The sequence below is a fragment of the Bacillus sp. KS1 genome (assembly GCF_020075515.1).
GTDB classification, from domain to species: domain Bacteria; phylum Bacillota; class Bacilli; order Bacillales; family Bacillaceae; genus Bacillus; species Bacillus velezensis.
In genome coordinates, this window is the sequence record NZ_JACAWW010000022.1 from 151,743 (window position 1) to 178,182 (window position 26,440).

Sequence of the window (26,440 nt, forward strand, 5' to 3'; positions counted from 1 at the left end):
TGAAAAAGATGAGAAAAAAAGCATTAATATTTACAGCCGTATTTGGTATTATTTTTTTAGCAGTTCTTTTATTTTCGGCCAGCATTTTTAAATCTGCAATGGCCCAAAAAGAAGAAGGCCACGAAACAGCTGCCGCAGCCGCTAAAGAAAAAACGGAGCTGACAGATGCTGAGAAAGTGGAGACCTTTGTCGGCAAACAGAAATATTATGTTGTTACCGGAACGGATAAACATGGAAAAGATATGTATGTATGGGTTCCGGCCGACAAAAAAGCAAAAATTCTCTCAAAAAAAGCCAGTGACGGCATTTCAAGCGGCAAGGCTGCCAAGATCGTTCGGGACGAAGGGCTTGTTTCCAAGCTGAATGGCGTTCACCCGGCGAGAGAAAACAATGTTCCGTTATGGGAAGTGACCTATATCAACAAAAGCGGGCAATATAGCTTCAGCTATGTGGACTTTACAAGCGGCAAGATTCTCAAAAACATCACACCGTGAGACGTATTAGGGGGAGTTCAAGTTGAAATTGGCAAAAAGAGTATCCGCATTAACACCGTCTGCAACACTAGCAATTACTGCAAAAGCGAAAGAGCTGAAAGCAGAAGGCCATGATGTCATCGGCCTCGGAGCAGGAGAACCGGATTTTAATACGCCTCAGCACATTATAGATGCCGCGGTGCGTTCCATGAATGAAGGCCATACGAAATATACGCCTTCAGGCGGTCTGCCGGCGCTGAAAGACAGTATCGCAAAAAAATTCAAAAACGACCAGGGGATTGAATATAAGCCGTCAGAAATCATTGTCTGCACCGGAGCGAAACACGCTCTGTATACATTATTTCAGGTCATTCTCGATGAAGGGGACGAAGTGATTATACCGACTCCTTACTGGGTCAGCTACCCTGAGCAGGTGAAACTGGCAGGGGGGCGTCCCGTCTATGCAGAAGGGCTGGAATCCAATCAGTTTAAAATTTCACCGGAGCAGCTGAAGCAGGCTATCACCGAGAAAACAAAAGCGCTCATTATCAATTCACCGAGCAACCCGACAGGTGTTATGTATACGAAAGAAGAGCTTGCGGAACTCGGAAAAGTGTGTCTGGAGCACGGCATTCTGATCGTTTCTGACGAGATTTATGAGAAGCTTACATACGGAGGAAAAAAACACGTCTCAATCGCACAGCTTTCAGATGAATTGAAAGAGCAGACGATCATCATTAACGGCGTGTCGAAATCTCACAGCATGACGGGCTGGAGGATCGGCTATGCGGCGGGTTCGGAGACGATTATTAAAGCGATGACGAGCCTTGCGAGCCACAGCACATCAAATCCGACGTCTATCGCTCAATACGGCGCCATTGCGGCCTATAACGGGCCGGCTGAGCCGCTGGAAGAGATGAGACAGGCATTTGAGCACAGACTGAACACCATTTACGCTCAGCTCAGTGAAATTCCCGGATTCACCTGTGTCAAGCCTGAAGGGGCGTTTTACTTGTTTCCTAACGCCAAAGCGGCCGCAGAAAACTGCGGATTCAAAGATGTCGATGAATACGTCAAGGCGCTTCTGGAAGAAGAAAAAGTCGCCATCGTGCCGGGTTCGGGTTTCGGTTCACCGGACAACGTCCGCTTATCTTACGCAACGTCACTTGATCTTTTAGAAGAAGCGGTCGAAAGAATCCGCCGCTTCACGGAAAAACACAGCTGATTCTGAAAAAGCGGCTTTTAAAGCCGCTTTTCACTTGCATTGACCCCGTTAGAGTAGAACGGGTATAATAAAGTGATGAAAAAAGAGATTCAGGCAGATTCCTGAATGTCTTTCTTGTTCTGGAGGGAAAGAGTTTGAAAACAACAATCAACCAAGTGTATAAACACACAGGCGAGGAAGTAACGATTGGAGCTTGGGTCGCTAATAAACGCTCAAGCGGTAAAATCGCATTTTTACAGCTGAGAGACGGTACAGGCTTCATTCAGGGAGTTGTCGTTAAAGCTGAAGTAGAAGAAGACATCTTCCAAATCGCGAAATCAGTGACACAGGAAACGTCACTTTATGTAAAAGGAATTGTGAAAGAGGACGAGCGTTCACCGCTCGGCTATGAGCTTGCTGTTACATCCATTGAAGTCATTCATGAAGCGACTGATTATCCGATTACGCCTAAAGAGCACGGTACGGAATTCTTAATGGATCACAGACATTTATGGCTCCGTTCGAAACGCCAGCACGCAATTATGAAAATCCGCAACGAAATCATTCGTGCGACTTATGAATTTTTCAACAAAGAAGGCTTCGTGAAAGTTGATCCGCCGATTTTGACGGGAAGCGCTCCGGAAGGCACGACTGAACTGTTCGCGACGAAATATTTTGATGAAGACGCCTTCCTGTCTCAAAGCGGCCAGCTGTATATGGAAGCAGCTGCAATGGCGCTCGGAAAAGTATTCTCTTTCGGACCGACGTTCAGAGCGGAAAAATCGAAAACGAAACGCCATCTCATTGAATTCTGGATGATTGAGCCTGAAATGGCATTTGTTGAATTTGAAGAAAACCTTGAAGTTCAGGAGAATTATGTTGCATACATCGTACAAAGTGTGCTGGAACATTGTAAGATCGAGCTGAACACATTAGGAAGAGACACATCGAAGCTTGAACAAATCAAAGCGCCATTCCCGCGCATTACGTACGATAAAGCGATCGAATTCCTGAAAGAAAAAGGCTTTGACGATATTGAGTGGGGAGATGACTTCGGTGCGCCGCATGAAACAGCGATCGCAGAAAGCTATGACAAACCTGTGTTTATCACTCATTACCCGACGTCATTAAAACCGTTTTATATGCAGCCTGCCAAAGATCGTGACGATGTCGTGTTATGTGCCGACTTAATTGCTCCTGAAGGCTACGGGGAAATCATCGGCGGTTCAGAACGCGTTCATGATATGGATTTATTGGAAGAAAGATTAAAAGAACACGGTCTGGATTCAGATGCTTACAAATGGTATGCTGAACTCAGACAATACGGTTCTGTTCCGCACTCCGGCTTCGGCCTTGGACTTGAGCGGACAGTGGCTTGGATCAGCGGAGCGCCTCACGTGCGTGAAACGATTCCATTCCCGAGACTTCTGAACCGTCTGTATCCGTAATAGTTTTAAAAAACGAAGTCTCCTGCAAGGGAGACTTTTTCTAAGTAAAGGGGAAAGCTCCCGGAGATAACCTTTTACAGTAAGAGGTGTAAGGATGAAAAAACAGCAATTTATAGATATGCAGGAACTCGGCATTTCAAGCATTCCCAACCTGCTGCTGACACATTACCGGCAGCTCGGGCTGAATGAAACCGAATTGATTCTGCTTTTGAAGATTAAAATGCATTTGGAAAAGGGCTCTTATTTTCCGACGCCGTTTGAACTTCAATCAGGCATGTCCATCTCTGCTGAAGAATGTACAAGCTGTCTGAGAATGTTTATTCAAAAAGGTTTTCTGTTTATTGAAGAATGTGAAGACCATAACGGCATAAAGTTTGAAAAATATTCTCTGCAGCCGTTATGGGCGAAGCTGTATGATTACATGCAGCATTCTCAAAATGAAACGCAGGAAAGAACGTCAGAAAGAGAACAAAAAAGCCTGTATACCATCTTTGAAGAAGAGTTCGGAAGACCGCTGTCGCCCCTTGAATGCGAGACGCTGGCCATATGGCAGGATCAGGATCAGCATGATGCGATTCTGATTAAACACGCCTTAAAAGAAGCCGTTTTATCGGGAAAACTCAGTTTTCGCTATATTGACCGGATTTTATTTGAATGGAAAAAGAACGGCTTCAAAACGGTTGAGCAGGCGAAGGCGCACAGCCAAAAATTCCGGCGAGTTCAAACGAAACAAAATGATCCGCAAAAAGAGTATACGAGGCAGGTGCCTTTTTACAATTGGCTGGAACAATAACATGAGAAGGGGAGAAACGTGTTAAATTTAAAGCAGATTGAATATTGTCTTGAAAAAATCGGCGATATGTTTCCGCACGCAGAATGTGAACTTGTCCATTCAAATCCTTTCGAATTGGTTGTGGCAGTCGCATTATCCGCGCAATGTACGGATGCTCTCGTCAACAGAGTGACAAAAACGCTATTTCAAAAATATAAACGGCCCGAAGATTATCTTGCCGTATCGCTGGAAGAACTCCAGCAGGATATTAAATCAATCGGCCTGTACCGTAATAAAGCCAAAAATATTCAAAAGCTGAGCAAAATGATCATCGAAGAGTACGGCGGAGAAGTGCCGAAAGACCGGGATGAGCTTGTGAATCTGCCGGGTGTCGGACGGAAAACGGCAAATGTGGTCGTGTCTGTTGCTTTCGGCGTACCTGCGATTGCAGTAGATACTCATGTGGAGCGGGTCTCTAAACGGCTCGGTATCTGCCGCTGGAAGGACTCTGTTTTGGAAGTAGAGAAAACATTAATGAAAAAAGTGCCGAAAGAGGATTGGTCTGTTACGCACCACAGATTAATATTTTTCGGCAGGTATCATTGTAAAGCGCAATCTCCCCGCTGTGCGGAATGTCCTTTGCTTCCGCTATGCAGAGAAGGGCAGAAACGTGACAAAAAAGGGCTGGTGAAACGGTGACGGCGATTGACATTCTGGCAGGCTATGAAACATACCTGCGCAGCCTTACGGACTTGGAAAGCCTTGAGATCAAAACGGCGCTGCGCCGCCATCCGCTGTATATGGATTTCAGCGGTCAGCCAACCGTGCAGCCATGGAGGGAAAGAGGCGAATATGTCCCGTTTCTATTTCAGATTTGGAACGAAACGAAAGAAACGCTGCTTCCCGTTTTTCAAACAAGAAAATCGAGATGTGATCAAAATGACATGCTGAAGGGAATTGCCTGTCTGATTGCCGCTTTTCACTGGACGGCAGGGGAGCGGGTCACATCACTTGATTGGTCTGTGCTTGAAACAAAGCATTTTCCCGCCGAACCGATCAATTGGGCGGAGCGAATGGCGTTTATTTTAACAAAACCGACTCAATATCACTCGTTTATTCAGCTTGATGAATTGATGACGGAGATGAAGAAACAATATCATAAATATGAAGCCATGAACAAATGTTAAAAACCTCCTTTTCTGATAAGGAGGTTTTTTTGTATGAAAAAAATCCTTCACCTGTTTGAGGTGAAGGATTTCGTCCGCTAATGAGCGGAATTTGACTGGATGGTTGACGAATTGGACTGCCCGTTGATATTTGAAGATGAGTCTTTGTTTTTGTCCGTTTGACCGCTGTCAGGTTTATTTGAGCCGTCTGAACCGGAATCGGAATCATTATCAGAGCCGTTATCTTGCTGTCCGTTGTTATCGGTCCCGTTACCGGGCTGATTCTGATTGTTGTTATCTGTTTGATCCTTATCGGATTGATCCTGATTTTTATCCGGGTCCTCAGTTGGTGTTTGATCCGATCCGTCGGACGTATCTGTCTGATTGTCATCTGTGTTTGAATCATCAGTTTGCGTCTTGTCTTTTTTGTCTTTATCTTCATCAGACTTCTGTTCATCGTCAGTCGCTTTATCTTTATCCGCATCATCTTCTTCATCTTTCGGGACTTTGAAAGAAGCTGATGCCGTATCGCTTTTTCCGTCATCGTTTTCCGCTGTCACCTGGAAGCTGTATGTGGAGCCTGGTGTGACATCTGAGACGACGGCTTCTTTTGCCGAACTGTTTTGAATGTCACTGTAGCTTCCGCCGTCAACGGATTGTTTGACATTGAATGTTGCATCACCGTCATAATTCCAGCTTAAGGTTAATGATTTTTTATCTTTGTCGTATTTCACTTGCAATCCTGTCGGTTTATCGGCTTTTTCTTTCGTGTACGTTTTAGAAACGGCAGTTGGCTGCGTTCCTTTCACGAAGTACTCCGTCACTTTTTTATCATCCGGTGTATTCGGTCCGGCTAAAGCGGCAGGGTTCGAGCCTTTCTCAACCGTTTCTTTGACGACGCTGTCAGGCTGCTTGAAGCTTCCTTTACCGTCATCAACGTATGAGATCAGCTTTTGGAAAATCCGTTTTGCGACTTGCTGGTCAGCAGAAGACAGTGATTTCTTGCCTGCTTTGTTGCCAGACTCAACTCCGGTCCAAACCGCCGCTGTATATTGAGGGGTGTATCCGACAAACCATGAGTCTGGGACTCCGCCCGGAGCAATGTTATATTTTTGAATATCACCTTTAGTAAAGTTTGTCGTACCCGTTTTACCGGCGACTTCCACGTTCGGTACTTGGGCCAGTTTACCTGTTCCTGATTCGACAGCTGATTTGAGCATATCTGTAACCATGAACGCCGTGTAGTCGCTCATAGCACTTTTCGGCTTTGGTGTTAAATCAAGCTTAGTGCCGTCATTAAATTCAATCGATGTGACCGCGTGCGGTTCATTGTACGTACCGTTATTTCCGAAAGCACTGTAGGCGCCCGCCATTGTCATTGGAGAAACCCCCGGATTATCAGCTCCAAAACCGCCGATCGAATAAGATTCCGTTACACTATCTTTGTTTAATCCCAATCCTAAGTCATTTGCGAAGTCGACGGCATTATCTTTCCCTGCTGCTTGGTATGCTTTTAAAGCAGGAATATTACGTGAGTCCGCGAGGGCCTCTCGCATTGATATCATATTTCTGTATTTATTGTCCCAATCATGTATCGGAGTGCCATCAGAGTACGTATAAGCCGAGTCATCAATCTGCTCATACGTCGACCATTTTTTATTTTCAATGACCGGGCCGTAATCAAGAATCGGTTTAATCGTCGAACCTGGCTGGCGTTTAGTATCTGTCGCGTAGTTAAATCCGCCTGTAGTTCTGTTCCGTCCTGCTCCGATGGCGCGGATTTCTCCGTTTGTCGTATCAAGGAGCGTGACGCCGCCTTGCATGCCTTCGGTAAATCCGGCTGTGTCGCCGTTCATCAATTGATCAAGATAATCTTGTGCTTTCGTATCAAGAGTCGTATAAATTTTTAGACCGTCAGTTGAAATATCGACGTCTTTCTTTTCTTTTGTCTCAATTTCTTTCATAACTTCTTCGACAAAAGCGCTGTATTTATTTGTGTCCTTTTTATCGTATTCTTTTTGGCTGACGACGCCTTCATCTTTCATGGAAACTTTCTTTGCTTTCTGGTATTCAGAATTTGAAATGAATCCTTGTTTTTCCATTAAGCTGAGAACAATGTTTCGGCGTTTCTCGGAAGCCTTCGGATTTTTAACCGGGTTATATCCAGTCGGGCTTTGCGGCATTCCGGCAAGCGTCGCCGCCTGTTCAACCGTAAGCTTGCTCAAGTCTTTTACGCCGAAGAATTCTTCAGCCGCTTTACCGACGCCGTAGGCACGCGGTGAGAAATAAATTCTGTTTAAATACATTTCTAAGATTTCATCTTTAGAATAATGGCGCTCCAGCTGCAGTGAAAGCCACACTTCCTGTGCTTTCCGTTTAATCGTTTTCTGATGGGTCAAAAGCGAGTTTTTCACAACCTGCTGGGTGATTGTGCTTCCTCCCTCTGAACCGAACCCATCCGTAAAGTTGGCGACCAAGGCGCCTCCGATCCGGATCGGGTCTATACCGTGGTGCTTATAAAAACGGGCGTCTTCAGTTGCGATAAATGCTTCTTTCACAACATCGGGTATATCCTTAATCGGGACGTAGGTTCGTTTTTCACCGCCCACTTCCGCGATTTCTTTTCCGTTTTTATCGTAAATCGTTGAAGAGTAAGGCGTTTTCAGCTTGGCTTCGTCCAAAGACGGCGCGCCGGAAACCAAAACGGCAAATGCCGCCGCTCCGCCGACTATGCCAAGGACAAACAGAATAACCAAGGACAGCACAATCTTTTTGAATAAACCGCCTTTACGCTGTTTCTTGCCTTTTTTCGGTGAAGAGGGCTTAGTGCTTTTCGTCTGCCTTGCCTTACGGCGTTCTTCACGGCTCGTAAATTGATCTGACATAACATCTCAACCTTTCGTTTATCAACCTTTCGCTCAGTCTACTGTTCCTGCGAAAAATAAAGCTGTTCAATAATACTAATATAATCAATTCTCGGTGAGTATCCAAGGGAAATCGGAAAGGAAGCATCTTCTAATTCGTCTTTGCGAATTGATTTTCTGCCATTGTTCTCCTTTCTCTCCCAAAAGACAAACAGCTTGTCGGCTTCGAGGAAATAAACCTTTCCGAAAGCGGATATAATAACAAAACAAATGCCGTCTTGCCTGACCACCTGCTTCATATGTTCAATCTGATGATCATGAAAATTCTGCAGGGGAAATGCCGTTTTGTTTTTTGTTTCTTTTGCCTCAAAATCAATGTAGCGTCCTTTATAAATGCCGTTGTAGTCGGTTGTGGAAGACTGTTTAAAATAAGCTTCCTTAATGACTGCGGCGCTTCTTTTCGGATAGTGGACGTTTACAATCTGGACGGGTGTCGGCTTTTTGTGAATGACAGCAATTTGGTTAGCCAGATAATACTTATTCGTTTCATTCAGATCGTCTTCGAGGGTCATGCCGCGATTACTGTATGAATGAGACCGTTTCTGGCTGTTTTGGGATGAAACCGTTTTGTTCGGCTGAAAAGTTTTTCCATTCGGGTACCGAATCACTTTTTCCATCCTCCTTATCAAACTAATAGTGACGGAAGTGAATGAACGTGCATAAACGACAGACCGTAACCGCCATTCTTCGCCTGATCGAAAAAGAGACGAAAATAAAAAATGCCGATAATATTTCCCGGACGAATGCCTATAAAGCATATTATGACCGCCATCCTGAGATCAAGTGGCCGCTTTTGGCATCCTTTGTGTCCCGCAATGCGGGCTGGTCGATGACTGATTTAAGAGGCGTCCTTTATCAGGAGGGCCTTGACAGCAGTCAGAAAAACTGGTTTTTCCTTTCGTATGAAAGGGCAAATTGGCTGATTTTTTCTGATGCCTATCCTCAGCTTCTGGTCTACCAGTGGTCAAAACAAATCGGCGAACCTCTATTCCGTCATCTTCCTTATTTCCGCGTCTCGGCTTTTATGCAGGAAGAATGGTTCCGCTTTTGGCGTGACGGAGATACGGAACGGCTCATGTATGCTCTTATTATAAATGAACAAAACACTATCCAATCACCTATTATACAAAATCCTTCGTTTAAAAAGAATGTTTTTGGCACGATTCCTTTTTATTTAAGTGATTGGTTTCACTTTAATACGGTGATATTCCCTTCATTTAACGGACATTTATACGGAATTTCCGTTAAACGGTTTTCAAAAACCGAAGAGAGAATTACGCTCGGAAAACAGCTGGCCCGCCTTCTGTTCAGCCCTGATCTTCACGCTTCTTTTTACCGTTTTCTTGATACCGTTCCTCATACCGGTTCACGCTTTGATATGGAGAAAATGATCGGCATCAAAAAAAGAACATCACCGATGCTGAGGACAACCTATCCCATTGTTGCCCACCCATTAGACGGCGAAAGGGCGGATTGGTTTCAAAAAAGGTTAAGAAAAGGGGCTTTCTTACAGGAGAAAATGCCGAAACAGCTTGAACTGACGGACTGGTACTTCCAGAAAAGACGGGAGCTCCATGCGCTCTTCGCAGTTAAAGAGTGGCTGAAGAAATGAAAAAGCCCGAAACCGTTCGCTGGGGTTTCGGGCTGCTGATGTGTTACGTGGAAGGGCGGTTTGGGCCGCCTAATTTTTTATCAAGCGTATCAGTCGTTTTTGCTTCGGTTTTTTGCTGTTTACCTGCATTTTTCGGTCTCGTTTTCATACGGCACCTCCTCAACTGTATCGTTTGCATTAACGTGCCGGTTCATACAAAGTTTGCGGCACTTTTTTGTCGAAAGGCACGCCTTTTAGGATAATCTCTGTTTGTTTGCCGAACTGCTTCTAGTTTTGTCATGTGCAGAGGAGAGCGGTATGAAAACGAGAATTATATTCTAAAGAGACGCAAGTGATAAAAGGGAGGAACATGAATGTCTGTTTACACGAGCAAGGCTGATATTCTCCGTCTGCTTTCTGATATCGAAATCCGGATTTCTGCTGCTGAAAAGACGCTTACCCAAGCAGTCAGATCCTGTCAGGCGGAAGCTGAAGAAATCAGGCAGGAGAAACTTTCCCGCCTTGAGGAAGAGGCGCGGGAGCTTCATGTTTGTATTGATGACCTGTTTTTGGCTGACCGGCGTAAAAAGGATTTGCCGAGAGCCTGCCGGATCAGCTGATTTTATGCAAAAACTTTGGTACCATATGTACTGAGGTGAGTCCGTTTGCAGACACAGTCGTTATTGGAGCTGACAGAACAAATGATAGAGGCGGTTCTGGAAGCCGAAAAAAGGTATCAGGATGGAAAAGAGTCAGGCCGTTCATATGATTTTTTTGAGATTATTAAACCCGATGTTGGAAAAAGAGACCGGCTTTGCGCGCTTTGGACAGAAGCAGCGCTTGCGTTTATTCAGGAAAACCGTCCGAAATACGTTCATCACGCACAAATTCAGGCCGTTACAGAAAATTTCGGAGAGCTGATGCTCCAATCATATGTTCATCATATTCATAAAAAAAGATACAGGGATTTAACTGAATCTGTTTTATATACGCTTCGTATATTAAGGGATGAAATTGAAAAAGAAGGCAGCTGAAAACGGCTGCCTTCTTTTATATAAAGGGGTCGGGTATGTTATTCATACGCCGGGTTTTCTGCTCCACTTGCTTCGAGAACCTTCATACTGTTTCGAAATTCGGTTGCGGTGAGATGGCCTTGAATATAGAGGAATTTTGCAAAGTCCATCAGTTTATCTGCACAATCTGTTTCATATTTTTTCACTTCAGCAAAACGCTTTCTTAAGTATGATACGTTCATAATGGTGCATCCCCTCTCATGTATGTTGAGATTATGGTAACATAACGATTCGACTTTTTTCTGTTTTTAAAAAATTAAGACTTTCGACAGCATTTGACAAAGATCAGAATCTCCGAAAGCACATAACCAAGGCGGAATTCATACATATATAGCAGAAACTTAGTGAGAGACAAGGGGGAATGTCATATGCAATGGAGAGCACAGCCATATCAAAATATGTACCAGCAGCCGGCGGGATATTTCTACCCGCAGCAGATACAGCCGCTGCAACAGCCGAGTCCGCAGCAGATACAGCCATTACAGCCGCCGTATCCGCAGCAGATACAGCCATTGCAGCCTCCGCCATATCAACAGCAAGGGCAGTACCCGCAGCAATTTTATCCGAATCAGGAATACGGTCATATGCAGCAGCCGTTTGCTCCCCCTCCTCCTCAGGCAGCCATGCCCGGGGGGCAGCCGGGGTTTGTGAATCCTTACCCCGTTCCCAGACCGAATCAGCAGCAGTCTTCCCAATTCTCAGGCATACTCTCCCAGTTTAAAAAAACGAACGGACAGTTTGACTTTAATAAAATGATGGATACAACGGGGCAGATGGTAAGCGCCGTAAATCAGGTCGGATCGCTGGTGAAAGGCCTCACCAGTATCTTCAAATAAAAAGCATGAATGATATCCATCATTCATGCTTATTTTTTAGGGAAAAAGAGGGTAAGCGTCTGTTCATTCCAGGATGTTTCCATATCTTCTTCACTCACCTTATACGGGAGGACAACGGTTCTTGTCATGCTTGAAGACACATGGGATGAATGAGCCTGTTTATGATCGTAACGGATTGTAACGTGAAGGTAGCACCCTTTCGTTTCCACTAGCATATCCCCGTCACGGAACGTCTCGGGAACGCCGATATCAACCGCGAGGCCCGTCGGCTCTTCTCTGACGTCAATCGTCACTTGCGCTTCAGTAAAAGCCGAATTGACAAGGTGCTGAAAACCATGCATCAATTCTGCGAAGGGACCTGAGTGAAAAAATTGGTCCATCGCATGGCTGATGATGTCCTCATTTCTTTGCGGATCAAGTTTATCGTTTTGTGATTGATCCATATGACCACCGCCTTTTTACAAACAGACTATGCGATGTTATGCCGTATGGTTAAGAATTGAAGGAAAAAAGAAAGTATGGTTAAATAGTGGAGAATAAACTGGTAACGGATTCACATTTAGGAAGGGGAGCACAACACATTGCTGAAAAAATTATTCGGATTGGGAGACAGCCGGAAAAAGCCGGCCGAGGAAGTGATTTTTTCTCCGGCTGACGGAATGGTGATGGATTTGGCTTCAGTGCCGGATCCCGTATTTTCACAAAAAATGATGGGGGACGGGATTGCCGTCGAGCCTGCAAACGGAGACATTGTTTCACCGGTTGAGGGAGAAGTGATTCAGCTGTTCCATACAAAACATGCTGTCGGCATCCGCACCCTTTCCGGAGCGGAACTTTTGATACATGTCGGTTTGGATACCGTCAATATGAACGGTGAAGGCTTTGAAGCGCATGTAAAAGAAGGAGACAAAGTGAAAACAGGCGATCTGCTTTTAACGTGCCGGCTGGATTTAATAAAAGAAAAAGCAAGCAGCACCGTCATCCCTATGGTGATTATGAATGGCGATGCCGCAGAACCTTTGCAATTTGCAGGCGCAAATGAAGCGAAAAAAGGACAAACAGAGCTTTTTACGATAAAAATGAAGTAGGCAGGGGCTGATTCCCTGCTTTTTTTCTTGTGCAGGATTTTCATCTAGCCAGGCAAACAAATATTCGGTAAACTGTACCTCATAAAGAGGTGTGAACGATGAAGAAAAAATCACTGAACGAACTGATTCAGGAATTAAAAAATCATGAAAATATTGTGCATTGGCATGAAGAGGAACCGCGGGAGGCGAAAACCATGCCGATGCCGGAGCAAGTAGATCCGAACATTCGGGCGGCTCTCGAAAAGAGGGGGATCGAGCGGCTCTTTACACATCAATACTCCGCTTTTCAGACGGTTCAAAACGGGGAAAGCATTGTAGCTGTCACACCGACGGCCTCCGGAAAAACACTGTGCTATAATCTTCCGGTTCTTCAGTCTATCGCGGAAGATGCCTCAAGCCGCGCGCTTTATTTATTTCCGACAAAGGCGCTCGCGCAGGACCAAAAAAGCGAGCTGAACGAAATCATAGACGAGACGGGTATGGACATTAAAAGCTTCACCTATGACGGAGATACGTCTCCGGCCATCAGGCAGAAAGTCAGAAAGGCCGGGCATATTGTGATTACAAACCCTGATATGCTTCATTCAGCCATTCTTCCCCACCATACAAAATGGGTGAGTCTGTTTGAAAACCTGAAATATATCGTCATTGATGAATTACATACGTACCGCGGCGTATTCGGCAGCCATGTGGCGAACGTCATCCGCCGTTTAATGAGAATCTGCGCTTTTTACGGAAGCAAGCCGTCATTTATCTGTACATCCGCCACAATCGCCAATCCGAGGGAGTTGGCGGAGCAGCTGACGGGGAAATCTGTGCGCCTGATTGACGACAACGGCGCCCCGGCCGGAAGAAAGCACTTTGCTTTTTACAATCCTCCGATTGTAAATAAACCGCTGCATATTCGAAAAAGCGCCACCGTGGAAGTGAACGAACTTGCCAAAACTTTTTTAAAAAATAAGATCCAGACGATTGTTTTTGCCAGAAGCCGTGTCCGGGTTGAAATTATTTTAAGCCACATTCAGGAGATCGTAAAAAAAGAAATCGGCTCAAAGTCTGTCAGAGGTTATCGCGGCGGATATCTTCCGAAAGAAAGAAGAGAAATAGAGCGGGGGTTAAGAGACGGCAGCATTCTCGGGGTTGTCAGCACAAACGCGCTGGAGCTCGGCGTTGATATCGGCCAGCTTCAGGTCTGCGTGATGACGGGGTACCCGGGCAGTGTCGCGAGCGCATGGCAGCAGGCGGGCCGGGCCGGACGGCGGCAGGGAGAGGCGCTTATCGTAATGGTGGCGAACTCTGATCCGATTGACCAATATATTGTGCGCCATCCTGATTATTTCTTTAAACGCTCGCCTGAATCTGCAAGGATTAATCCCGATAATCTCATTATACTGGTCGATCACCTGAAATGCGCCGCGTATGAGCTGCCTTTCAGAGCCGATGAAACATTCGGAGAAAATGATGCGAGGGACATTCTTGAGTATTTAGAGGAAGAAGGGGTGCTTCACGAAAACCGCGAACGCTACCACTGGGCGAGCGAATCTTTTCCCGCCTCCAACATCAGTCTCCGTTCGGCGTCACAGGAAAACGTGGTCATCGTTGACCGGTCAGAGACGGCTGATGTAAAAATAATCGGAGAAATGGACCGCTTCAGCGCGATGACGCTTCTTCATGATGAAGCGATTTATCTTCATGAAGGGGTGCAGTACCAGGTTGAAAAGCTTGATTGGGATCATAAAAAAGCGTACGTGCGAAAGGTCGATGTCGAATATTATACAGATGCCAATTTAGCGGTGCAGCTGAAAGTGCTGGACATTGACAGAACGGACAGCAGAAAGAAAACGGCCTTACATTTCGGCGATGTAACCGTGAACGCACTTCCGACAATATTTAAAAAAATTAAAATGACGACATTTGAAAATATAGGATCAGGGCCGATTCATCTTCCAGAAGAAGAACTGCATACCAGTGCTGCCTGGCTTGAATTGAAAGAGACGGATTCGGAGATCGGCGAAAAAACGCTTGAACAGCTGCTTTTAGGCATTGCCCACGTCCTGCAGCATATCGTGCCTGTATACGTCATGTGCGACCGAAATGACGTGCATGTCGTGCCGCAAATCAAAGCCGCACATACCGGACTTCCGACAATCTTTCTGTATGATCATTATCCAGGCGGAATCGGACTTGCTGATGAAGTATATAAGCGATTTGATGAAATCAATGAAGGGGCTGAGCGCCTGATCAGACAATGTCCATGTCAAGACGGATGTCCTTCCTGCATCGGCTCCGAAATAGAAGGAATAGATGCAAAGAAAGCGATACTCCGGCTCTTGAATTACGTGTAAAAGAAAAGGGGGACGAAAGATGTCCTTGAAAAATAAATTAAAGCGGATGAAAAACCACCTGAATGTGCCGGAAGCTGAAAAAAAGCCGGCAGATTCACAACTTTCGGTCCCGGATATTCAAGTCCCATTTAGAGAAGAATGGGAGGCATTCGGAGTGAAGCCTTTCTTTTTTGAGGATGAATACTGTCTTATCCGCGAAACCGTCTATCCGCTTTCGCACCGTCACGGACGGTACAGCTTCAGTGAGCTTGATGACGTCTTGGCATTATGGAATAAAGGCGGTTTGACACATACTTTATCAGCAGAAGGATACGAAAAAAGCCAGCTGTTCTTCTTTGATACTGAAACGACCGGCCTCGGCGGCGGGGCCGGCAATATGATCTTTTTGCTCGGTCATGCAAGAGTGTATGAAGACCGTGTCGCGGTTAAACAGCATCTGCTTCCTAAACCGGGAAACGAGACGGCTCTTTACAAAAGCTTTTTAAGTGAGGTTGACATTACGTCCCTTGTTACGTATAACGGAAAAGCCTTTGACTGGCCTCAGGTAAAAACTAGGCATACATTGCTGCGGGACAGGCTTCCGAAACTTCCTGATTTCGGACACTTTGATCTTCTGCATGGGGCGAGACGGCTTTGGAAACATAAATTAGAGCGTGTATCGCTTTCAGCGGTTGAAAATGAAGAGCTTGCTTTTAAAAGGGACGAAGACACACCTGGTTATTTGGCGCCGATGCTGTATTTTCAATTTTTAAAGGCGGAGGACCCGGCTCTTTTAAAGGGAGTGCTCTCGCATAATGAACAAGATGTGCTTTCCCTCATCGCTCTTTACATCCATATGTCAAAAAAGATTTTTGCATCTTCTGATCAGACGTCAGAACATCAGGAAGCATACGCCATGGCGAAATGGTTTATCGCTCATAAAGAAACCGATCGGGCTGTTTCACAGCTGGAAGCACTGCAAGGCAAAGCCTTTGAAGATTCGGATCGGGCCCTTTTTGACTTAGCAATGCTTTATAAAAAACAAAACCGCAGGCAAGACGCCGTGCCCCTTTGGGAAAAACTGACGGGCTCTGCTCTTCACATATGCAGACACCAATCAGCGGTAGAGCTGGCGATCTATTTTGAGCATCACGCAAAAGATTACAAAAAAGCTCTGCAGGTCGCGCAGCAGGCGGCAGAAGACGGGGAAATATCGGAAAAAGAAGCCGAGAAGCTCCATGTGAGAATTGCCCGGCTCAAGAGGAAATATTCCTCTTGAAATATTGCCCGGGAAAGCGCAAAAGCCGAGCTGTTTCGCCAAAAATATTTTTTTCTGAATCCGCATCGATTTTGTTGTAGAATGGTGCCGCATCTTGTAAAATAGCGTTAGTTATTTATAGGGGAGAGTTGGTATGTATAAAGGTGTTTTTTACTTGTTCTTTGTCGTGGTTTTTTTGATTGCGTTTGTATTTTCGAATTTTAAAGACAGTTTGCTGACGCACTTTTAAATTGGGTGATTGAATTAGAACATGCACCCTCTTTTCTTCATAACCTAACAGTGTAATAAAAGTTAATGGAGAGGGGATTTAGCATGTTTCATCATCATTGTTGCAGACCAAACGTGATGCCGCCGATTGTCCATCCGACTCATTGCTGTGAACACCATTGCTTTTCTAACACGGTTGTGCCGCATATTCATCCGCAACATACAACTAACGTAAATCACCACAACTTTGAGCACGTTCATTACTATCCGCACACTTTTTCAAATGTTGACCCGACAACTCACCAGCATTTTCAGTGCGGAAGCCCTTGCTGCGATCATTAGTATTGAACGCTTAAGCAAGATCGGTTAGGATATCAGCAAATCAAAATGGGGCCCGATGGGGAGCCCCATTTTTTAAGCAGGTGATCAATTGAAAGTATTAGCCGTAACAGGATACAAGCCGTTTGAACTCGGGATTTTTAAACAGGATGACCGGGCGCTTGTTTATATAAAAAAGGCGATAGAAACGAGACTCAGAAGCTTTATTGACGAAGGCTTGGAATGGATTCTCATATCCGGACAGCTGGGGACTGAGCTTTGGGCGGCAGAAACGGCGTACGATCTCAGAGAAGAGTATCCGGAATTAAAGGTTGCCGTTATCACACCTTTCTACGGCCAGGAGGAAAAGTGGAAGGATCCGAATAAAGAAATGTATGAAGCGGTGCTTGCTCAGGCAGATTATGAGGAGAGCCTGACGCATCGGCCGTACGAAAGTCCGCTCCAATTCCGGCAGAAAAACGCGTTCTTTATTGAAAAGTCAGATGCGCTTTTGCTTTTATATGACCCTGAAATGGAAGGATCGCCGAAATATATGCTGCAGCAGGCAGAAAAACGCCGTGAAACAGACGGATATCCGATTTATTCAATTACGATGGATGATCTCCGTGCCGCCGTTGAAGAAGAAGATTTCTTTACATAACACGTCAGAGAATATTTGACAACGGGACGTGTTTCTGAATAAAATATAACATGATGATTCACGATATGAGGTGAAAAAGATGCTTGCTGATAAAGTAAAGCTTTCTGCGAAAGACATTTTGGAAAAAGAATTTAAAACAGGCGTTAGAGGTTACAGACAAGAAGACGTTGACAAATTTTTAGATATGATTATTAAGGATTATGAAACCTTTCATCAAGAAATTGAAGAACTGCAGCAAGAAAATCTGCAGCTGAAAAAACAGCTTGAAGAAGCAAGCAAAAAACAGCCGGTGCAGTCCAATACAACCAACTTTGACATTCTGAAAAGGCTGTCCAACCTTGAGAAACATGTATTCGGCAGCAAACTTTATGACGAATAAGGCAGAAGCACTTGTCAAATGAGACAAGTTGCTTTATAATGAACAAGTGTTCTTAACGTTCGGGTAATCGCTGCAGATCTTTGAATCTGTAGAGGAAAGTCCATGCTCGCACGGTGCTGAGATGCCCGTAGTGTTCGTGCCTAGCGAAGAAATAAGCTAGGGCAGCCTTGATAGGCTGACGGCAGGAAAAAAGCCTACGTCTCCGGATATGGCTGAGTATCCTTGAAAGTGCCACAGTGACGAAGTCTCATCAGAAATGGTGAGAGTGGAACGCGGTAAACCCCTCGAGCGAGAAACCCAAATTTTGGTAGGGGAACCTTCTTGAAGGAACTGAACAGATAGAAGGACAGAATACTTTCTGTAGATAGATGATTGCCGCCTGAGTACGAGGTGATGAGCCGATTGCAGTACGACGGAACAAAACATGGCTTACAGAACGTTAAACATTATTGATATGACAAATTAGAGCTCTCCTTAAAAGGGGAGCTTTTATCTTGAATGAAACGAAAGCTTAAAAAGAGACAGGGTGATACGATGAAGAAGTACACACTAATAGCGACGGCGCCGATGGGAATCGAAGCGATCGTCGCCAAAGAAGTGCGTGATTTAGGTTATGAATGCAAAGTAGACAACGGAAAAGTCATTTTTGAAGGAGATGCGCTTGCGATCTGCCGCGCTAACTTATGGCTGCGGACGGCTGACCGCATCAAGGTACAGGTCGCCGAGTTTCAGGCGAAAACGTTTGATGAGCTGTTTGAAAAAACAAAAGCGATTGACTGGCGCGCGTACATTCCGGAAAACGCCAAGTTCCCCGTTATCGGAAAGTCCGTGAAATCAGTGCTTGCCAGTGTGCCTGACTGCCAGCGGATCGTCAAAAAGGCGATAGCGGAAAAGCTGAAACTTCAATCAGGAAAACAAAATGAATGGATTGAAGAAACGGGCCCCGAGTATAAGGTGGAGATTTCCCTTTTAAAAGATAAAGCCGTACTTACACTGGATTCATCAGGAACAGGCCTTCACAAAAGAGGATACAGGGTTGATCAGGGAGGAGCTCCGATTAAAGAGACGCTCGCTGCTGCGTTAATTCAGTTAACCAACTGGACGCCTGACCGTCCGTTCGTTGATCCGTTCTGCGGTTCCGGCACGATCGCCATTGAAGCCGCTTTAATCGGACAAAACATTGCTCCCGGTTTTAACCGTGATTTTGTTTCAGAAGACTGGGAATGGATCGGAAAAGAACTGTGGGACAAGGCGCGTCTTGAAGTGGAAGAAAAGGCGAACTATGATCAGCCGCTGCAGATCTTTGCCAGTGACGTGGATCACCGGATGGTAAACATCGCCAAAGAAAACGCAGAAGAAGCGGGACTTGGTGACCTGATCGAATGCAAACAAATGCGGGTGCAGGATTTTACGACGAAACTCGAATACGGCGTAATCGTCGGAAACCCTCCGTACGGCGAACGGCTCGGCGAAAAAAGGGAAGTCGAGCAGATGTATAAAGAAATGGGCCGGGCATTTGAATCTCTTGATACATGGTCTGTCTACATGTTAACGTCAAATGAACAATTTGAAGAGGTCTACGGAAGAAAAGCAACCAAAAAACGGAAGCTCTTTAACGGTTTTATCAAAACGGATTATTATCAGTACTGGGCTAAAGTGCGGCCGCAGCGGAAAAAGCCGCAACAAAGAGAAGACGCCTGAAACAGCGTCTTCTCCGGCATCTTTACGTTTTATTCTGCCATTACCAGCGGTGCGCTTTTGCGTTGCTCCGTAAAATAATGTTGGTCTGGGACATTTCGGTGTGGCCGTTCACTTGCGATTTAGAGCGTTTCGGCCGCGTCCAATTGTGATGAAACAATTCAGAATGCTGATCTAATCGATCTTTATAACTCATGTAACCATCACTCCCGGATAGAATAATTTTGTGAAGATGGATATTCAATCGAATATCTGTTGTAGTTTGTGCAGGTCAGGTGCGGATCATTCAGAATGGCATGTATAGAAAGTGAAGCATCGGCATAGAATGATGATTATTTCTATTTGAGAGGTGATCTATTTTATGCTGAACAGCGAGCACTTCAGTAAAATACAAAAGGCGTTAGACGCAACTGCTTTCCGGCTGGAGGAAGCCGGAGCGGAGTTCGGTCCTTCCGCCATGACACACGCACAGGAAGAACTTGAAAATGCGGTAAAACATACACATTCAACAGACCATCCGTTCCTATGTACACATATCATTAACCGGAAATGATAATGGCAAAAACTTGGCGAGGCCAAGTTTTTTTGTTGTATTGAAAAGGGTTAAATGATATTATAGATGGTCTGAATGCCGAATAGTTAGGGGTTGGAGTTGGGTGACAACATCACGTTTGCCTTTTGCTTTAACAAAAGAAAAGAATTTTTACGAAGAATTGAACAATTGGATTGGTGACGTGTTTTACGATATCCTTCCCGAGAAAGGCTTTGACCTTCGGGATGAGCAGGTATTTATGGCGTTTCAGCTTGAACGGGCATTTAAAGAGAAAAAGGTCATGTTCGCTGAGGCAGGAGTCGGTACGGGGAAAACGCTGGTGTATCTGCTGTTTGCCATCAGCTATGCCAGATATACGGGTAAACCGGCCATTATCGCATGCGCCGATGAAACGTTAATTGAACAGCTTGTCAAAAAAGAAGGCGACATTTCCAAGCTGACAGAACATTTGGATCTGCAGATTGATACACGGCTGTCCAAATCCCATGAGCAGTATCTGTGTCTGAAAAAGCTTGAGAAAACGATGCAGCGTTCTGATGATGAAAAGTGGCTGGATCTTTATGAGTCGCTGCCTTCATTCGTACACGAATCACAAGCGATGCAGCGCTTTTATCCGTACGGCGACCGCAAACAGTACGCTGATTTGACGAATGAAGAGTGGGCAGGCGTCAGCTATGATTCCTTCCAAGATTGTTTAACATGTGATATGAGACATAGATGCGGTTTAACACTTTCAAGAGATCATTACAGAAAATCAACGGATCTGATTGTTTGCTCCCATGATTTCTACATGGAACATGTATGGACGGAAGAATCACGCAAAAGGGAAGGACAGCTGCCGCTTTTGCCGGATCACAGCGCCGTCGTGTTTGATGAAGGACATCTGCTAGAATTCGCCGCGCAAAAAGCGTTAACCTATCGCGTGAAGCAGTCGACGCTTGAGCTGTTTTTAGAGCGTCTGCTTCAAAATGACATCAGAGAGGAATTCGCCGAACTGATTGAAGATGCCCTTGCCGCAAACGATGAGTTTTTCTATGTGCTGTCAGAGGAATCGAAGGAAATCGCCGGCTCTCACCGATTGGACATCCAAAACGATCAGCGTGTTAAGCGTGCGGCTGACGAACTATGCCGTCTGCTCGATAAAATCGGCGAGGCGCTCGTATTTGAATCGGAAATGTATACGATCGATAAGTACGAGCTGTCAGTCGTAGAAGAATACGTCGAACAAATGGCATATTCGCTGTCGCTGTATCAAAAGGATGCTATCAGCTGGCTTGAAACGCGGGATACAGACTCAACGTTTGTCGTTATGCCGAGAACAGTAGCCGAAGTTTTGGGAGAAAAGGTCTTTTCTAAAAAGATCCCTTATATTTTCTCATCGGCCACTCTTTCTGAGGGCGGTTCATTTGATTATATCGCTGACAGCCTCGGAATCCGTGATCCTTTATCATTCACCGTTGAATCTCCGTACGATTACGAGGAGCAAATGTCTGTTGCGCTTCACGGTGACATGACATCTGAGCAGAAAACAGCCGAAACGATTGAAACCATTAAGAAGAATAAAGGACGCACCCTCGTTCTTTTCCCTTCCTTTGAAGACATGAAGGAATTTAAAGAACAGGCTGCCGCGTGGGAGCTGCCGTATCCGATATACTACGAAGGTGACGAAGAGATCAGCAGTCTGGTCGAAAAATTCCAGCGGGATGAAGAATCCGTGCTTTGTTCCGTCCACTTATGGGAAGGTCTTGACATTCCCGGTGACTCGCTCCGGAATGTAACCATTTGGGCATTGCCGTATCCGCCTCATGATCCCGTGTTTACCGCAAAGCGGAACGGAGCGAAAAAAAATCCGTTTGAGGAAGTTGATCTACCGTACATGCTCTTGAGAGTCCGGCAGGGAATCGGCCGCCTCATCCGTTCTAATCAGGACAGCGGAACTATATCCATTTATGCGGGCGGAGAAAGTGAACGGGTATTGGACGAAGTCAAAAAGATCTTGCCTGTTACACCGAAAATCGTATAAAAACAAAAGCTGCAGGATTCTCTCCTGCGGCTTTTTTAAATCGGGGAAGTTGACTTTGTCACGGCGTTCCATTAGCCTGTAATTGATAGTGAAAAGGGAGGGGAATGGATATGGATTTACATACATATGAAAAAGAGTTTTTTGATCTGTTAAAAAGAGTGTCCCACTATGAAGAAGCCATTGCGCTTATGCACTGGGACTTAAGAACGGGAGCCCCGAAAAAAGGCTCTGATGACCGGGCGGAAAGCATCGGACAGCTGTCGGCTGACGTTTTTCAAATCCAGACATCCGACCGGATGAAAGAACTGATCGACATCCTTCTCGCGCATGCCGAAGAGCTGCCTGAAGATACAGTGAAAGCGGCGGAACTTGCGAAAAAAGATTATGATCATAATAAAAAAATTCCTGAAGATGAGTATAAAGAATATGTCATTTTAACATCGAAAGCTGAAACGGCTTGGGAGGATGCAAAGGCGGCCTCTGATTTCTCTATGTTTGCTCCGTACCTTGAGAAGCTGATTAATTTTAATAAGCGGTTTATTTCGTATTGGGGCTATGAAGATCATCCATACAATGCATTGCTCGATATTTTCGAACCGGGTGTTACGGTAAAGGTGCTGGATCAGCTGTTTTCTGAATTGAAGGAAGCGATCATTCCGCTTATCAAAAAAGTGACGGCATCCGGCAATAAACCGGACACAGCCTTTATCACAAAAACATTTCCGAAAGAACAGCAAAGAGACCTCTCCTTGTATTTCTTAAAAGAGTTCGGGTATGATTTTGACGGCGGCCGCCTGGACGAGACGGTGCATCCGTTTGCGACGACAATCAACCGGGGCGATGTGCGGGTGACGACCAGATATGACGAAAACGATTTCCGCACGGCAATTTTCGGAACGATTCATGAATGCGGGCATGCGATCTACGAGCAGAATATTGACGAAGCGCTGAGCGGAACGAACTTATCTGACGGTGCATCCATGGGAATTCATGAATCCCAATCGTTATTTTATGAAAACTTTATCGCCAGAAATCAACATTTCTGGACCGCCTATTATGAAAAAATGGTTGAGGCTTCGCCTGATCAATTTCAAGATGTGAAAAGAGAAGATTTTGTACGCGCTGTCAACGAGGCGAAACCGACCTTTATCCGAATTGAAGCCGATGAGCTGACGTATCCGCTTCACATTATTATCCGTTATGAAATTGAAAAAGCGATTTTCAGCAATGAAGTGACAGTGGAAGAACTGCCTGCATTGTGGAATCAAAAATATCAAGATTATTTAGGCATTACGCCGCCATCTGACGCAAAAGGCATTTTGCAGGACGTGCATTGGGCGGGCGGCGATTTCGGCTATTTCCCTTCCTATGCGCTCGGATATATGTATGCGGCACAGCTGAAGCATACCATGCTTGACGATCTGCCTGAATTTGACCAATTAATAGAACGGGGCGATTTTGAGCCGATCAAACAATGGCTGACAGAAAAGGTTCATCAGCACGGAAGACGCAAAATGCCGCTTGACATCATAAAAGATGCAACGGGAGAAGAGCTGAACGTTCAATATCTCATTGAGTATCTCGTCGGCAAATATTCAAATTTATATTTATAAACGAAACGCCCGGCATACACCGGGCGTTTTTCTAAAAATTCCAAAAACACGAATAATCGAAACTGATTCTTTGTAAAAGTTCGGAAATATTCAAATTTCACTATGCAAAAGAAGTGTATCTTGTTATAATTTGATTAATATCATACGAACACTCATATAATCGCGTGGATATGGCACGCAAGTTTCTACCGGTCACCGTAAATGTCCGACTATGAGTGAGCAATGGAACGGCTTTATTCGGCCGTTACGTGTAGATCATTCGGCATTGCTTGCTCTTTTTTTTGGAGAGCGGGCAATGCTTTTTTTATTTTTTATAAGCGGGGGTAATCATTGTGGAAGCATTAAAACGAAAAATAGCAGAAGACGGAATTGTTCTTTCTGATCAAGTGCTGAAAGTGGATTCTTTTTTAAACCATCAAATTGATCCGGTTCTCATGCAGCAGATCGGCCGGGAATTTGCGCGCCGTTTTGAAAAAGACGAGATAACCAAAATCGTCACAATTGAATCTTCGGGTATCGCCCCTGCGGTGATGGCCGGTCTTGAACTCGGCGTTCCTGTCATCTTTGCGAGAAAAAGGAAGTCTCTCACATTAACGGATGATCTGCTGACGGCATCCGTCTATTCTTTCACGAAAAAAACAGAAAGTCAGATTGCCGTCTCCGGAAATCATCTGTCGAAAGGTGACCGCGTGTTAATCATTGACGACTTTTTAGCGAACGGACAGGCGGCAGAAGGACTTTTATCCATCGTAAAACAAGCAGGCGCAGCGGTTTGCGGGATCGGAATCGTCATTGAAAAGTCATTTCAGCCGGGAAGAGATGAGCTGGTGAAAAAAGGATGCCGGGTCGAATCACTGGCGAGAATTCAATCGCTTGAAGATGGAAAAGTGACATTTGTACAGGAGGTCCGTTCATGAAAAACGGCTATGCCAAAACACTTTCCCTCGGTATCCAGCACGTGCTTGCCATGTATGCCGGCGCCGTCGTCGTTCCCTTAATTGTAGGAGCGGCATTGGGACTGAACGCAGAACAGCTGACATATCTCGTATCAATTGACATTTTTATGTGCGGGGCGGCTACGCTGCTTCAAGTATGGAGGAATAAATTTTTCGGCATCGGCTTGCCTGTTGTGCTCGGCTGTACGTTCACCGCGGTAGCGCCGATTATTTCGATCGGTAAGGAATACGGGATTTCAGCCATTTACGGAAGCATTTTGGCATCGGGTCTGCTTGTCATTCTGCTGTCGTTTTTCTTTGGTAAGCTCGTATCGTTTTTCCCGCCTGTCGTAACCGGATCTGTCGTGACGATTATCGGGATGACCTTAATGCCGGTCGCGATGAATCATATTGCCGGCGGGGAAGGCAGCAAGGATTTCGGTGATCCGGCTAACCTTGCCCTCGGATTTACGGTGCTCGTCATCATCGTGCTGCTTTATCGGTTTACAAAAGGATTTTTGAAATCCATTTCGATTTTAATCGGCATTGTCATCGGGACGGCCATCGCATATTTTATGGGAAAAGTGCAATTTGACAATGTGGCGAATGCTGATGCCATTCAAATGATTAAACCGTTTTACTTCGGGACGCCGACATTTCATGCGGCACCGATTATTACGATGTCCATCGTTGCCATTGTCAGCCTTGTTGAGTCAACAGGCGTCTATTTCGCTCTCGGTGACCTGACAAACCGGCGCCTGTCTGAACGTGATTTAGCAAAAGGCTACCGCGCGGAAGGCCTGGCGGTATTCATCAGCGGCATTTTTAATGCTTTTCCGTACACGGCTTATTCCCAAAACGTCGGCCTCGTGCAGCTGACAGGAATTAAGAAAAACGCGGTTATCGGTGTCACGGGCGCACTTTTAATGCTCTTCGGCCTTTTTCCGAAAATCGCAGCCTTCACGACCATCATCCCGTCTTCGGTACTGGGAGGCGCGATGGTGGCCATGTTCGGCATGGTCATTTCCTACGGCATTAAAATGCTCAGTCAAATTGACTTTAAAAAGCAGGAAAACCTTCTGATCGTCGCGTGTTCGGTCGGATTGGGACTCGGTGTAACCGTCGTTCCCGATATGTTTAAGCACCTGCCGTCTTACTTAAATCTGCTGACCACAAACGGAATCGTCGCCGGAAGCTTTACCGCCGTCCTTTTGAATATTATTTATAATATGATTCCTAAAACGAAAAAAACCCTTGATGTGACAAGGGTTCAAGAGGGTTAGTTATCTGTTTTCTTTAAAATAACATCTTATTTATCCAGATCGAGGATGCTTCCGAAAGTTTGCTGAACTTTTTGCGAGGCATCCTCTTTTTTTATTAGTTTCATTGTTTGAAAAGAAACAAATTGAGTGATGCGGCATCCGCTTATTTCGCCGAAAAACCGTCCCGGACTATATGTACCGTGAACGAGTATCTTGTGCACGAATTCTTACAAAAGAGAGTAAAAGAAGGGAAAGCCCCTTCTTTTAATTAATCCATCCTTCAAAAGTTGCGCGATAGAACCCTTCGATTATCTCTACTTTCTTAAGGTAATATGTAACACCATTCTTAACAGTTGTATTTGGAATATCCCATCTATGAAGGTAATCCATTGTAAAAGAATCTTTGGTCGCTTGTGTCGAAATTTTTGTTTGAGTTGAGTCGATATTTGTATTACCAGGGCTGGATGCAAAAGCAGGGGCAGCGGAAACGAGTAAAGCGAGAGACAAGGCAGAACCAGTTAAAACTTTTTTTAATTTCATTTTTAACACTCCTTCATTTTTTAATACACTTGTATTATTACATACAATACAAAAATAACCAAGGGTTTTTTTG

At 45.1% G+C, this 26,440-nt stretch carries 29 protein-coding genes, 1 other RNA gene, 1 pseudogene and 1 riboswitch; of the genes and pseudogenes, 24 read left to right on the plus strand and 7 right to left on the minus strand.

What is annotated here, in order from left to right; translation table 11 throughout:
- Positions 1-8: 8 nt before the first annotated feature.
- The 6 genes from tseB to HWY38_RS17445 all read left to right on the plus strand — a co-directional run bounded on the left by tseB (position 9) and on the right by HWY38_RS17445 (position 5,084).
- On the plus strand, positions 9-494 hold the full coding sequence (gene tseB / locus HWY38_RS17420; protein WP_224182275.1) for a cell wall elongation/penicillin-binding protein regulator TseB: 486 nt from the start codon (positions 9-11) through the stop codon (positions 492-494).
- Positions 495-516: 22 nt separating this feature from the next.
- Entirely contained in the window at positions 517-1,698 is a 1,182-nt protein-coding gene (locus tag HWY38_RS17425; protein WP_007612190.1) for a pyridoxal phosphate-dependent aminotransferase, read from the plus strand.
- Between the two features lie 134 nt (positions 1,699-1,832).
- Positions 1,833-3,125 carry an asparagine--tRNA ligase gene (asnS, locus tag HWY38_RS17430; RefSeq protein ID WP_003153515.1) on the plus strand — a complete coding sequence of 431 codons (1,293 nt, stop codon included), beginning with the start codon at positions 1,833-1,835 and terminating at the stop codon, positions 3,123-3,125.
- Between the two features lie 94 nt (positions 3,126-3,219).
- A complete protein-coding gene (gene dnaD, locus HWY38_RS17435) occupies positions 3,220-3,918 on the plus strand; it encodes a DNA replication protein DnaD (RefSeq protein ID WP_003153516.1) in 699 nt (232 codons plus the stop codon).
- A gap of 18 nt (positions 3,919-3,936) precedes the next feature.
- Positions 3,937-4,596, plus strand: coding sequence for an endonuclease III (nth, locus tag HWY38_RS17440; RefSeq protein WP_007612187.1), 660 nt, complete (start codon positions 3,937-3,939; stop codon positions 4,594-4,596).
- Positions 4,593-5,084 (plus strand): YpoC family protein, encoded by a 492-nt coding sequence (locus HWY38_RS17445; RefSeq protein WP_007612186.1) that lies wholly within the window; start codon positions 4,593-4,595, stop codon positions 5,082-5,084. The genes nth and HWY38_RS17445 overlap by 4 nt, the downstream gene beginning before the upstream one ends.
- A 77-nt stretch (positions 5,085-5,161) precedes the next feature.
- Here HWY38_RS17445 and HWY38_RS17450 read toward each other — a convergent pair whose 3' ends face one another.
- On the minus strand, positions 5,162-7,948 hold the full coding sequence (locus HWY38_RS17450; RefSeq protein WP_224182276.1) for a PBP1A family penicillin-binding protein: 2,787 nt from the start codon (positions 7,946-7,948) through the stop codon (positions 5,162-5,164).
- 38 nt (positions 7,949-7,986) lie between these two features.
- The gene (gene recU, locus HWY38_RS17455; protein WP_012117837.1) at positions 7,987-8,595 is read right to left on the minus strand and encodes a Holliday junction resolvase RecU; all 609 of its coding nucleotides are present in this window, start codon (positions 8,593-8,595) and stop codon (positions 7,987-7,989) included.
- Between the two features lie 41 nt (positions 8,596-8,636).
- Here recU and HWY38_RS17460 point away from each other — a divergent pair, with 41 nt between their 5' ends.
- On the plus strand, positions 8,637-9,599 hold the full coding sequence (locus HWY38_RS17460) for a DUF2515 domain-containing protein (RefSeq protein WP_224182277.1): 963 nt from the start codon (positions 8,637-8,639) through the stop codon (positions 9,597-9,599).
- A gap of 43 nt (positions 9,600-9,642) precedes the next feature.
- Here the strand turns inward: HWY38_RS17460 and sspM are convergent, their stop codons facing one another.
- On the minus strand, positions 9,643-9,747 hold the full coding sequence (sspM, locus tag HWY38_RS17465; RefSeq protein ID WP_003153525.1) for an acid-soluble spore protein SspM: 105 nt from the start codon (positions 9,745-9,747) through the stop codon (positions 9,643-9,645).
- Positions 9,748-9,952: 205 nt separating this feature from the next.
- On the opposite strand from sspM, the gene HWY38_RS17470 reads away from it, so the two are divergent.
- Together HWY38_RS17470 and HWY38_RS17475 are read left to right on the plus strand one after the other, a co-directional pair.
- Positions 9,953-10,198, plus strand: a complete 246-nt coding sequence (locus tag HWY38_RS17470) for a DUF5446 family protein (RefSeq protein ID WP_014418233.1) — start codon at positions 9,953-9,955, stop codon at positions 10,196-10,198.
- A gap of 45 nt (positions 10,199-10,243) precedes the next feature.
- Positions 10,244-10,612 (plus strand): YppE family protein, encoded by a 369-nt coding sequence (locus tag HWY38_RS17475; RefSeq protein WP_029326132.1) that lies wholly within the window; start codon positions 10,244-10,246, stop codon positions 10,610-10,612.
- A 38-nt stretch (positions 10,613-10,650) separates the two neighbouring features.
- On the opposite strand, the gene HWY38_RS17480 is transcribed toward HWY38_RS17475, so the two are convergent.
- Positions 10,651-10,833 carry a YppF family protein gene (locus HWY38_RS17480; protein WP_003153532.1) on the minus strand — a complete coding sequence of 61 codons (183 nt, stop codon included), beginning with the start codon at positions 10,831-10,833 and terminating at the stop codon, positions 10,651-10,653.
- A gap of 186 nt (positions 10,834-11,019) precedes the next feature.
- On the opposite strand from HWY38_RS17480, the gene HWY38_RS17485 reads away from it, so the two are divergent.
- Positions 11,020-11,487 (plus strand): YppG family protein, encoded by a 468-nt coding sequence (locus HWY38_RS17485; RefSeq protein ID WP_045208019.1) that lies wholly within the window; start codon positions 11,020-11,022, stop codon positions 11,485-11,487.
- Between the two features lie 29 nt (positions 11,488-11,516).
- Here HWY38_RS17485 and HWY38_RS17490 read toward each other — a convergent pair whose 3' ends face one another.
- Positions 11,517-11,930, minus strand: a complete 414-nt coding sequence (locus HWY38_RS17490; RefSeq protein ID WP_224182278.1) for an Hsp20/alpha crystallin family protein — start codon at positions 11,928-11,930, stop codon at positions 11,517-11,519.
- 138 nt (positions 11,931-12,068) lie between these two features.
- Here HWY38_RS17490 and HWY38_RS17495 point away from each other — a divergent pair, with 138 nt between their 5' ends.
- From HWY38_RS17495 to HWY38_RS17535, 9 genes and pseudogenes are all read left to right on the plus strand, one after another.
- On the plus strand, positions 12,069-12,575 hold the full coding sequence (locus HWY38_RS17495) for a PTS glucose transporter subunit IIA (RefSeq protein WP_045208018.1): 507 nt from the start codon (positions 12,069-12,071) through the stop codon (positions 12,573-12,575).
- Positions 12,576-12,673: 98 nt separating this feature from the next.
- Positions 12,674-14,920, plus strand: a complete 2,247-nt coding sequence (locus HWY38_RS17500) for a DEAD/DEAH box helicase (RefSeq protein ID WP_224182279.1) — start codon at positions 12,674-12,676, stop codon at positions 14,918-14,920.
- Positions 14,921-14,939: 19 nt separating this feature from the next.
- Positions 14,940-16,178 carry a ribonuclease H-like domain-containing protein gene (locus HWY38_RS17505; protein ID WP_224182280.1) on the plus strand — a complete coding sequence of 413 codons (1,239 nt, stop codon included), beginning with the start codon at positions 14,940-14,942 and terminating at the stop codon, positions 16,176-16,178.
- 121 nt (positions 16,179-16,299) lie between these two features.
- Positions 16,300-16,407: pseudogene (locus HWY38_RS17510) on the plus strand (hypothetical protein); the annotation flags it as partial.
- An 83-nt stretch (positions 16,408-16,490) separates the two neighbouring features.
- Positions 16,491-16,727 (plus strand): spore coat protein CotD, encoded by a 237-nt coding sequence (gene cotD, locus HWY38_RS17515; protein ID WP_003153539.1) that lies wholly within the window; start codon positions 16,491-16,493, stop codon positions 16,725-16,727.
- A gap of 88 nt (positions 16,728-16,815) precedes the next feature.
- Positions 16,816-17,364 (plus strand): DUF1273 domain-containing protein, encoded by a 549-nt coding sequence (locus HWY38_RS17520; protein ID WP_038458945.1) that lies wholly within the window; start codon positions 16,816-16,818, stop codon positions 17,362-17,364.
- Between the two features lie 79 nt (positions 17,365-17,443).
- Positions 17,444-17,743: a cell division regulator GpsB gene (gene gpsB / locus HWY38_RS17525; RefSeq protein ID WP_003153541.1), complete on the plus strand. Its 300-nt coding sequence runs from the start codon at positions 17,444-17,446 to the stop codon at positions 17,741-17,743.
- A gap of 55 nt (positions 17,744-17,798) precedes the next feature.
- An RNA gene (gene rnpB, locus HWY38_RS17530) (RNase P RNA component class B) lies at positions 17,799-18,180 on the plus strand.
- A gap of 97 nt (positions 18,181-18,277) precedes the next feature.
- Positions 18,278-19,444, plus strand: coding sequence for a class I SAM-dependent RNA methyltransferase (locus HWY38_RS17535; protein ID WP_015417697.1), 1,167 nt, complete (start codon positions 18,278-18,280; stop codon positions 19,442-19,444).
- 40 nt (positions 19,445-19,484) lie between these two features.
- Here HWY38_RS17535 and HWY38_RS17540 read toward each other — a convergent pair whose 3' ends face one another.
- Complete coding sequence (locus tag HWY38_RS17540; protein WP_003153548.1) at positions 19,485-19,637, minus strand: YpzG family protein; 153 nt, start codon at positions 19,635-19,637, stop codon at positions 19,485-19,487.
- 165 nt (positions 19,638-19,802) lie between these two features.
- Between HWY38_RS17540 and HWY38_RS17545 the strand changes: the two genes are divergently transcribed.
- From HWY38_RS17545 to pbuX, 5 genes are all read left to right on the plus strand, one after another.
- Positions 19,803-19,994 (plus strand): hypothetical protein, encoded by a 192-nt coding sequence (locus tag HWY38_RS17545; protein WP_003153550.1) that lies wholly within the window; start codon positions 19,803-19,805, stop codon positions 19,992-19,994.
- Positions 19,995-20,097: 103 nt separating this feature from the next.
- Complete coding sequence (locus tag HWY38_RS17550; RefSeq protein ID WP_224182281.1) at positions 20,098-22,017, plus strand: ATP-dependent DNA helicase; 1,920 nt, start codon at positions 20,098-20,100, stop codon at positions 22,015-22,017.
- 110 nt (positions 22,018-22,127) lie between these two features.
- On the plus strand, positions 22,128-23,630 hold the full coding sequence (locus tag HWY38_RS17555; protein ID WP_224182282.1) for a carboxypeptidase M32: 1,503 nt from the start codon (positions 22,128-22,130) through the stop codon (positions 23,628-23,630).
- Between the two features lie 132 nt (positions 23,631-23,762).
- A riboswitch (purine riboswitch) is annotated at positions 23,763-23,862 on the plus strand.
- 100 nt (positions 23,863-23,962) lie between these two features.
- Positions 23,963-24,547 carry a xanthine phosphoribosyltransferase gene (gene xpt / locus HWY38_RS17560; protein ID WP_224182283.1) on the plus strand — a complete coding sequence of 195 codons (585 nt, stop codon included), beginning with the start codon at positions 23,963-23,965 and terminating at the stop codon, positions 24,545-24,547.
- A complete protein-coding gene (pbuX, locus tag HWY38_RS17565; protein WP_021494222.1) occupies positions 24,544-25,848 on the plus strand; it encodes a xanthine permease PbuX in 1,305 nt (434 codons plus the stop codon). The genes xpt and pbuX overlap by 4 nt, the downstream gene beginning before the upstream one ends.
- Positions 25,849-26,091: 243 nt before the next feature.
- Here the strand turns inward: pbuX and HWY38_RS17570 are convergent, their stop codons facing one another.
- Positions 26,092-26,367, minus strand: coding sequence for a hypothetical protein (locus tag HWY38_RS17570; protein ID WP_007612144.1), 276 nt, complete (start codon positions 26,365-26,367; stop codon positions 26,092-26,094).
- Between the last annotated feature and the right edge of the window lie 73 nt (positions 26,368-26,440).

Bases quoted from the DNA above. Each gene is read 5' to 3' on its own strand.
- gpsB (WP_003153541.1), top strand. From the start codon at position 17,444: ATGCTTGCTGATAAAGTAAAGCTTTCTGCGAAAGACATTTTGGAAAAA.
- HWY38_RS17485 (WP_045208019.1), top strand. From the start codon at position 11,020: ATGCAATGGAGAGCACAGCCATATCAAAATATGTACCAGCAGCCGGCG.
- HWY38_RS17450 (WP_224182276.1), bottom strand. From the start codon at position 7,948: ATGTCAGATCAATTTACGAGCCGTGAAGAACGCCGTAAGGCAAGGCAG.
- HWY38_RS17505 (WP_224182280.1), top strand. From the start codon at position 14,940: ATGTCCTTGAAAAATAAATTAAAGCGGATGAAAAACCACCTGAATGTG.
- dnaD (WP_003153516.1), top strand. From the start codon at position 3,220: ATGAAAAAACAGCAATTTATAGATATGCAGGAACTCGGCATTTCAAGC.
- HWY38_RS17555 (WP_224182282.1), top strand. From the start codon at position 22,128: ATGGATTTACATACATATGAAAAAGAGTTTTTTGATCTGTTAAAAAGA.
- HWY38_RS17470 (WP_014418233.1), top strand. From the start codon at position 9,953: ATGTCTGTTTACACGAGCAAGGCTGATATTCTCCGTCTGCTTTCTGAT.
- pbuX (WP_021494222.1), top strand. From the start codon at position 24,544: ATGAAAAACGGCTATGCCAAAACACTTTCCCTCGGTATCCAGCACGTG.
- HWY38_RS17460 (WP_224182277.1), top strand. From the start codon at position 8,637: ATGAACGTGCATAAACGACAGACCGTAACCGCCATTCTTCGCCTGATC.
- cotD (WP_003153539.1), top strand. From the start codon at position 16,491: ATGTTTCATCATCATTGTTGCAGACCAAACGTGATGCCGCCGATTGTC.
- HWY38_RS17540 (WP_003153548.1), bottom strand. From the start codon at position 19,637: ATGAGTTATAAAGATCGATTAGATCAGCATTCTGAATTGTTTCATCAC.
- HWY38_RS17570 (WP_007612144.1), bottom strand. From the start codon at position 26,367: ATGAAATTAAAAAAAGTTTTAACTGGTTCTGCCTTGTCTCTCGCTTTA.
- HWY38_RS17500 (WP_224182279.1), top strand. From the start codon at position 12,674: ATGAAGAAAAAATCACTGAACGAACTGATTCAGGAATTAAAAAATCAT.
- tseB (WP_224182275.1), top strand. From the start codon at position 9: ATGAGAAAAAAAGCATTAATATTTACAGCCGTATTTGGTATTATTTTT.
- HWY38_RS17490 (WP_224182278.1), bottom strand. From the start codon at position 11,930: ATGGATCAATCACAAAACGATAAACTTGATCCGCAAAGAAATGAGGAC.
- HWY38_RS17545 (WP_003153550.1), top strand. From the start codon at position 19,803: ATGCTGAACAGCGAGCACTTCAGTAAAATACAAAAGGCGTTAGACGCA.
- HWY38_RS17480 (WP_003153532.1), bottom strand. From the start codon at position 10,833: ATGAACGTATCATACTTAAGAAAGCGTTTTGCTGAAGTGAAAAAATAT.
- sspM (WP_003153525.1), bottom strand. From the start codon at position 9,747: ATGAAAACGAGACCGAAAAATGCAGGTAAACAGCAAAAAACCGAAGCA.
- HWY38_RS17535 (WP_015417697.1), top strand. From the start codon at position 18,278: ATGAAGAAGTACACACTAATAGCGACGGCGCCGATGGGAATCGAAGCG.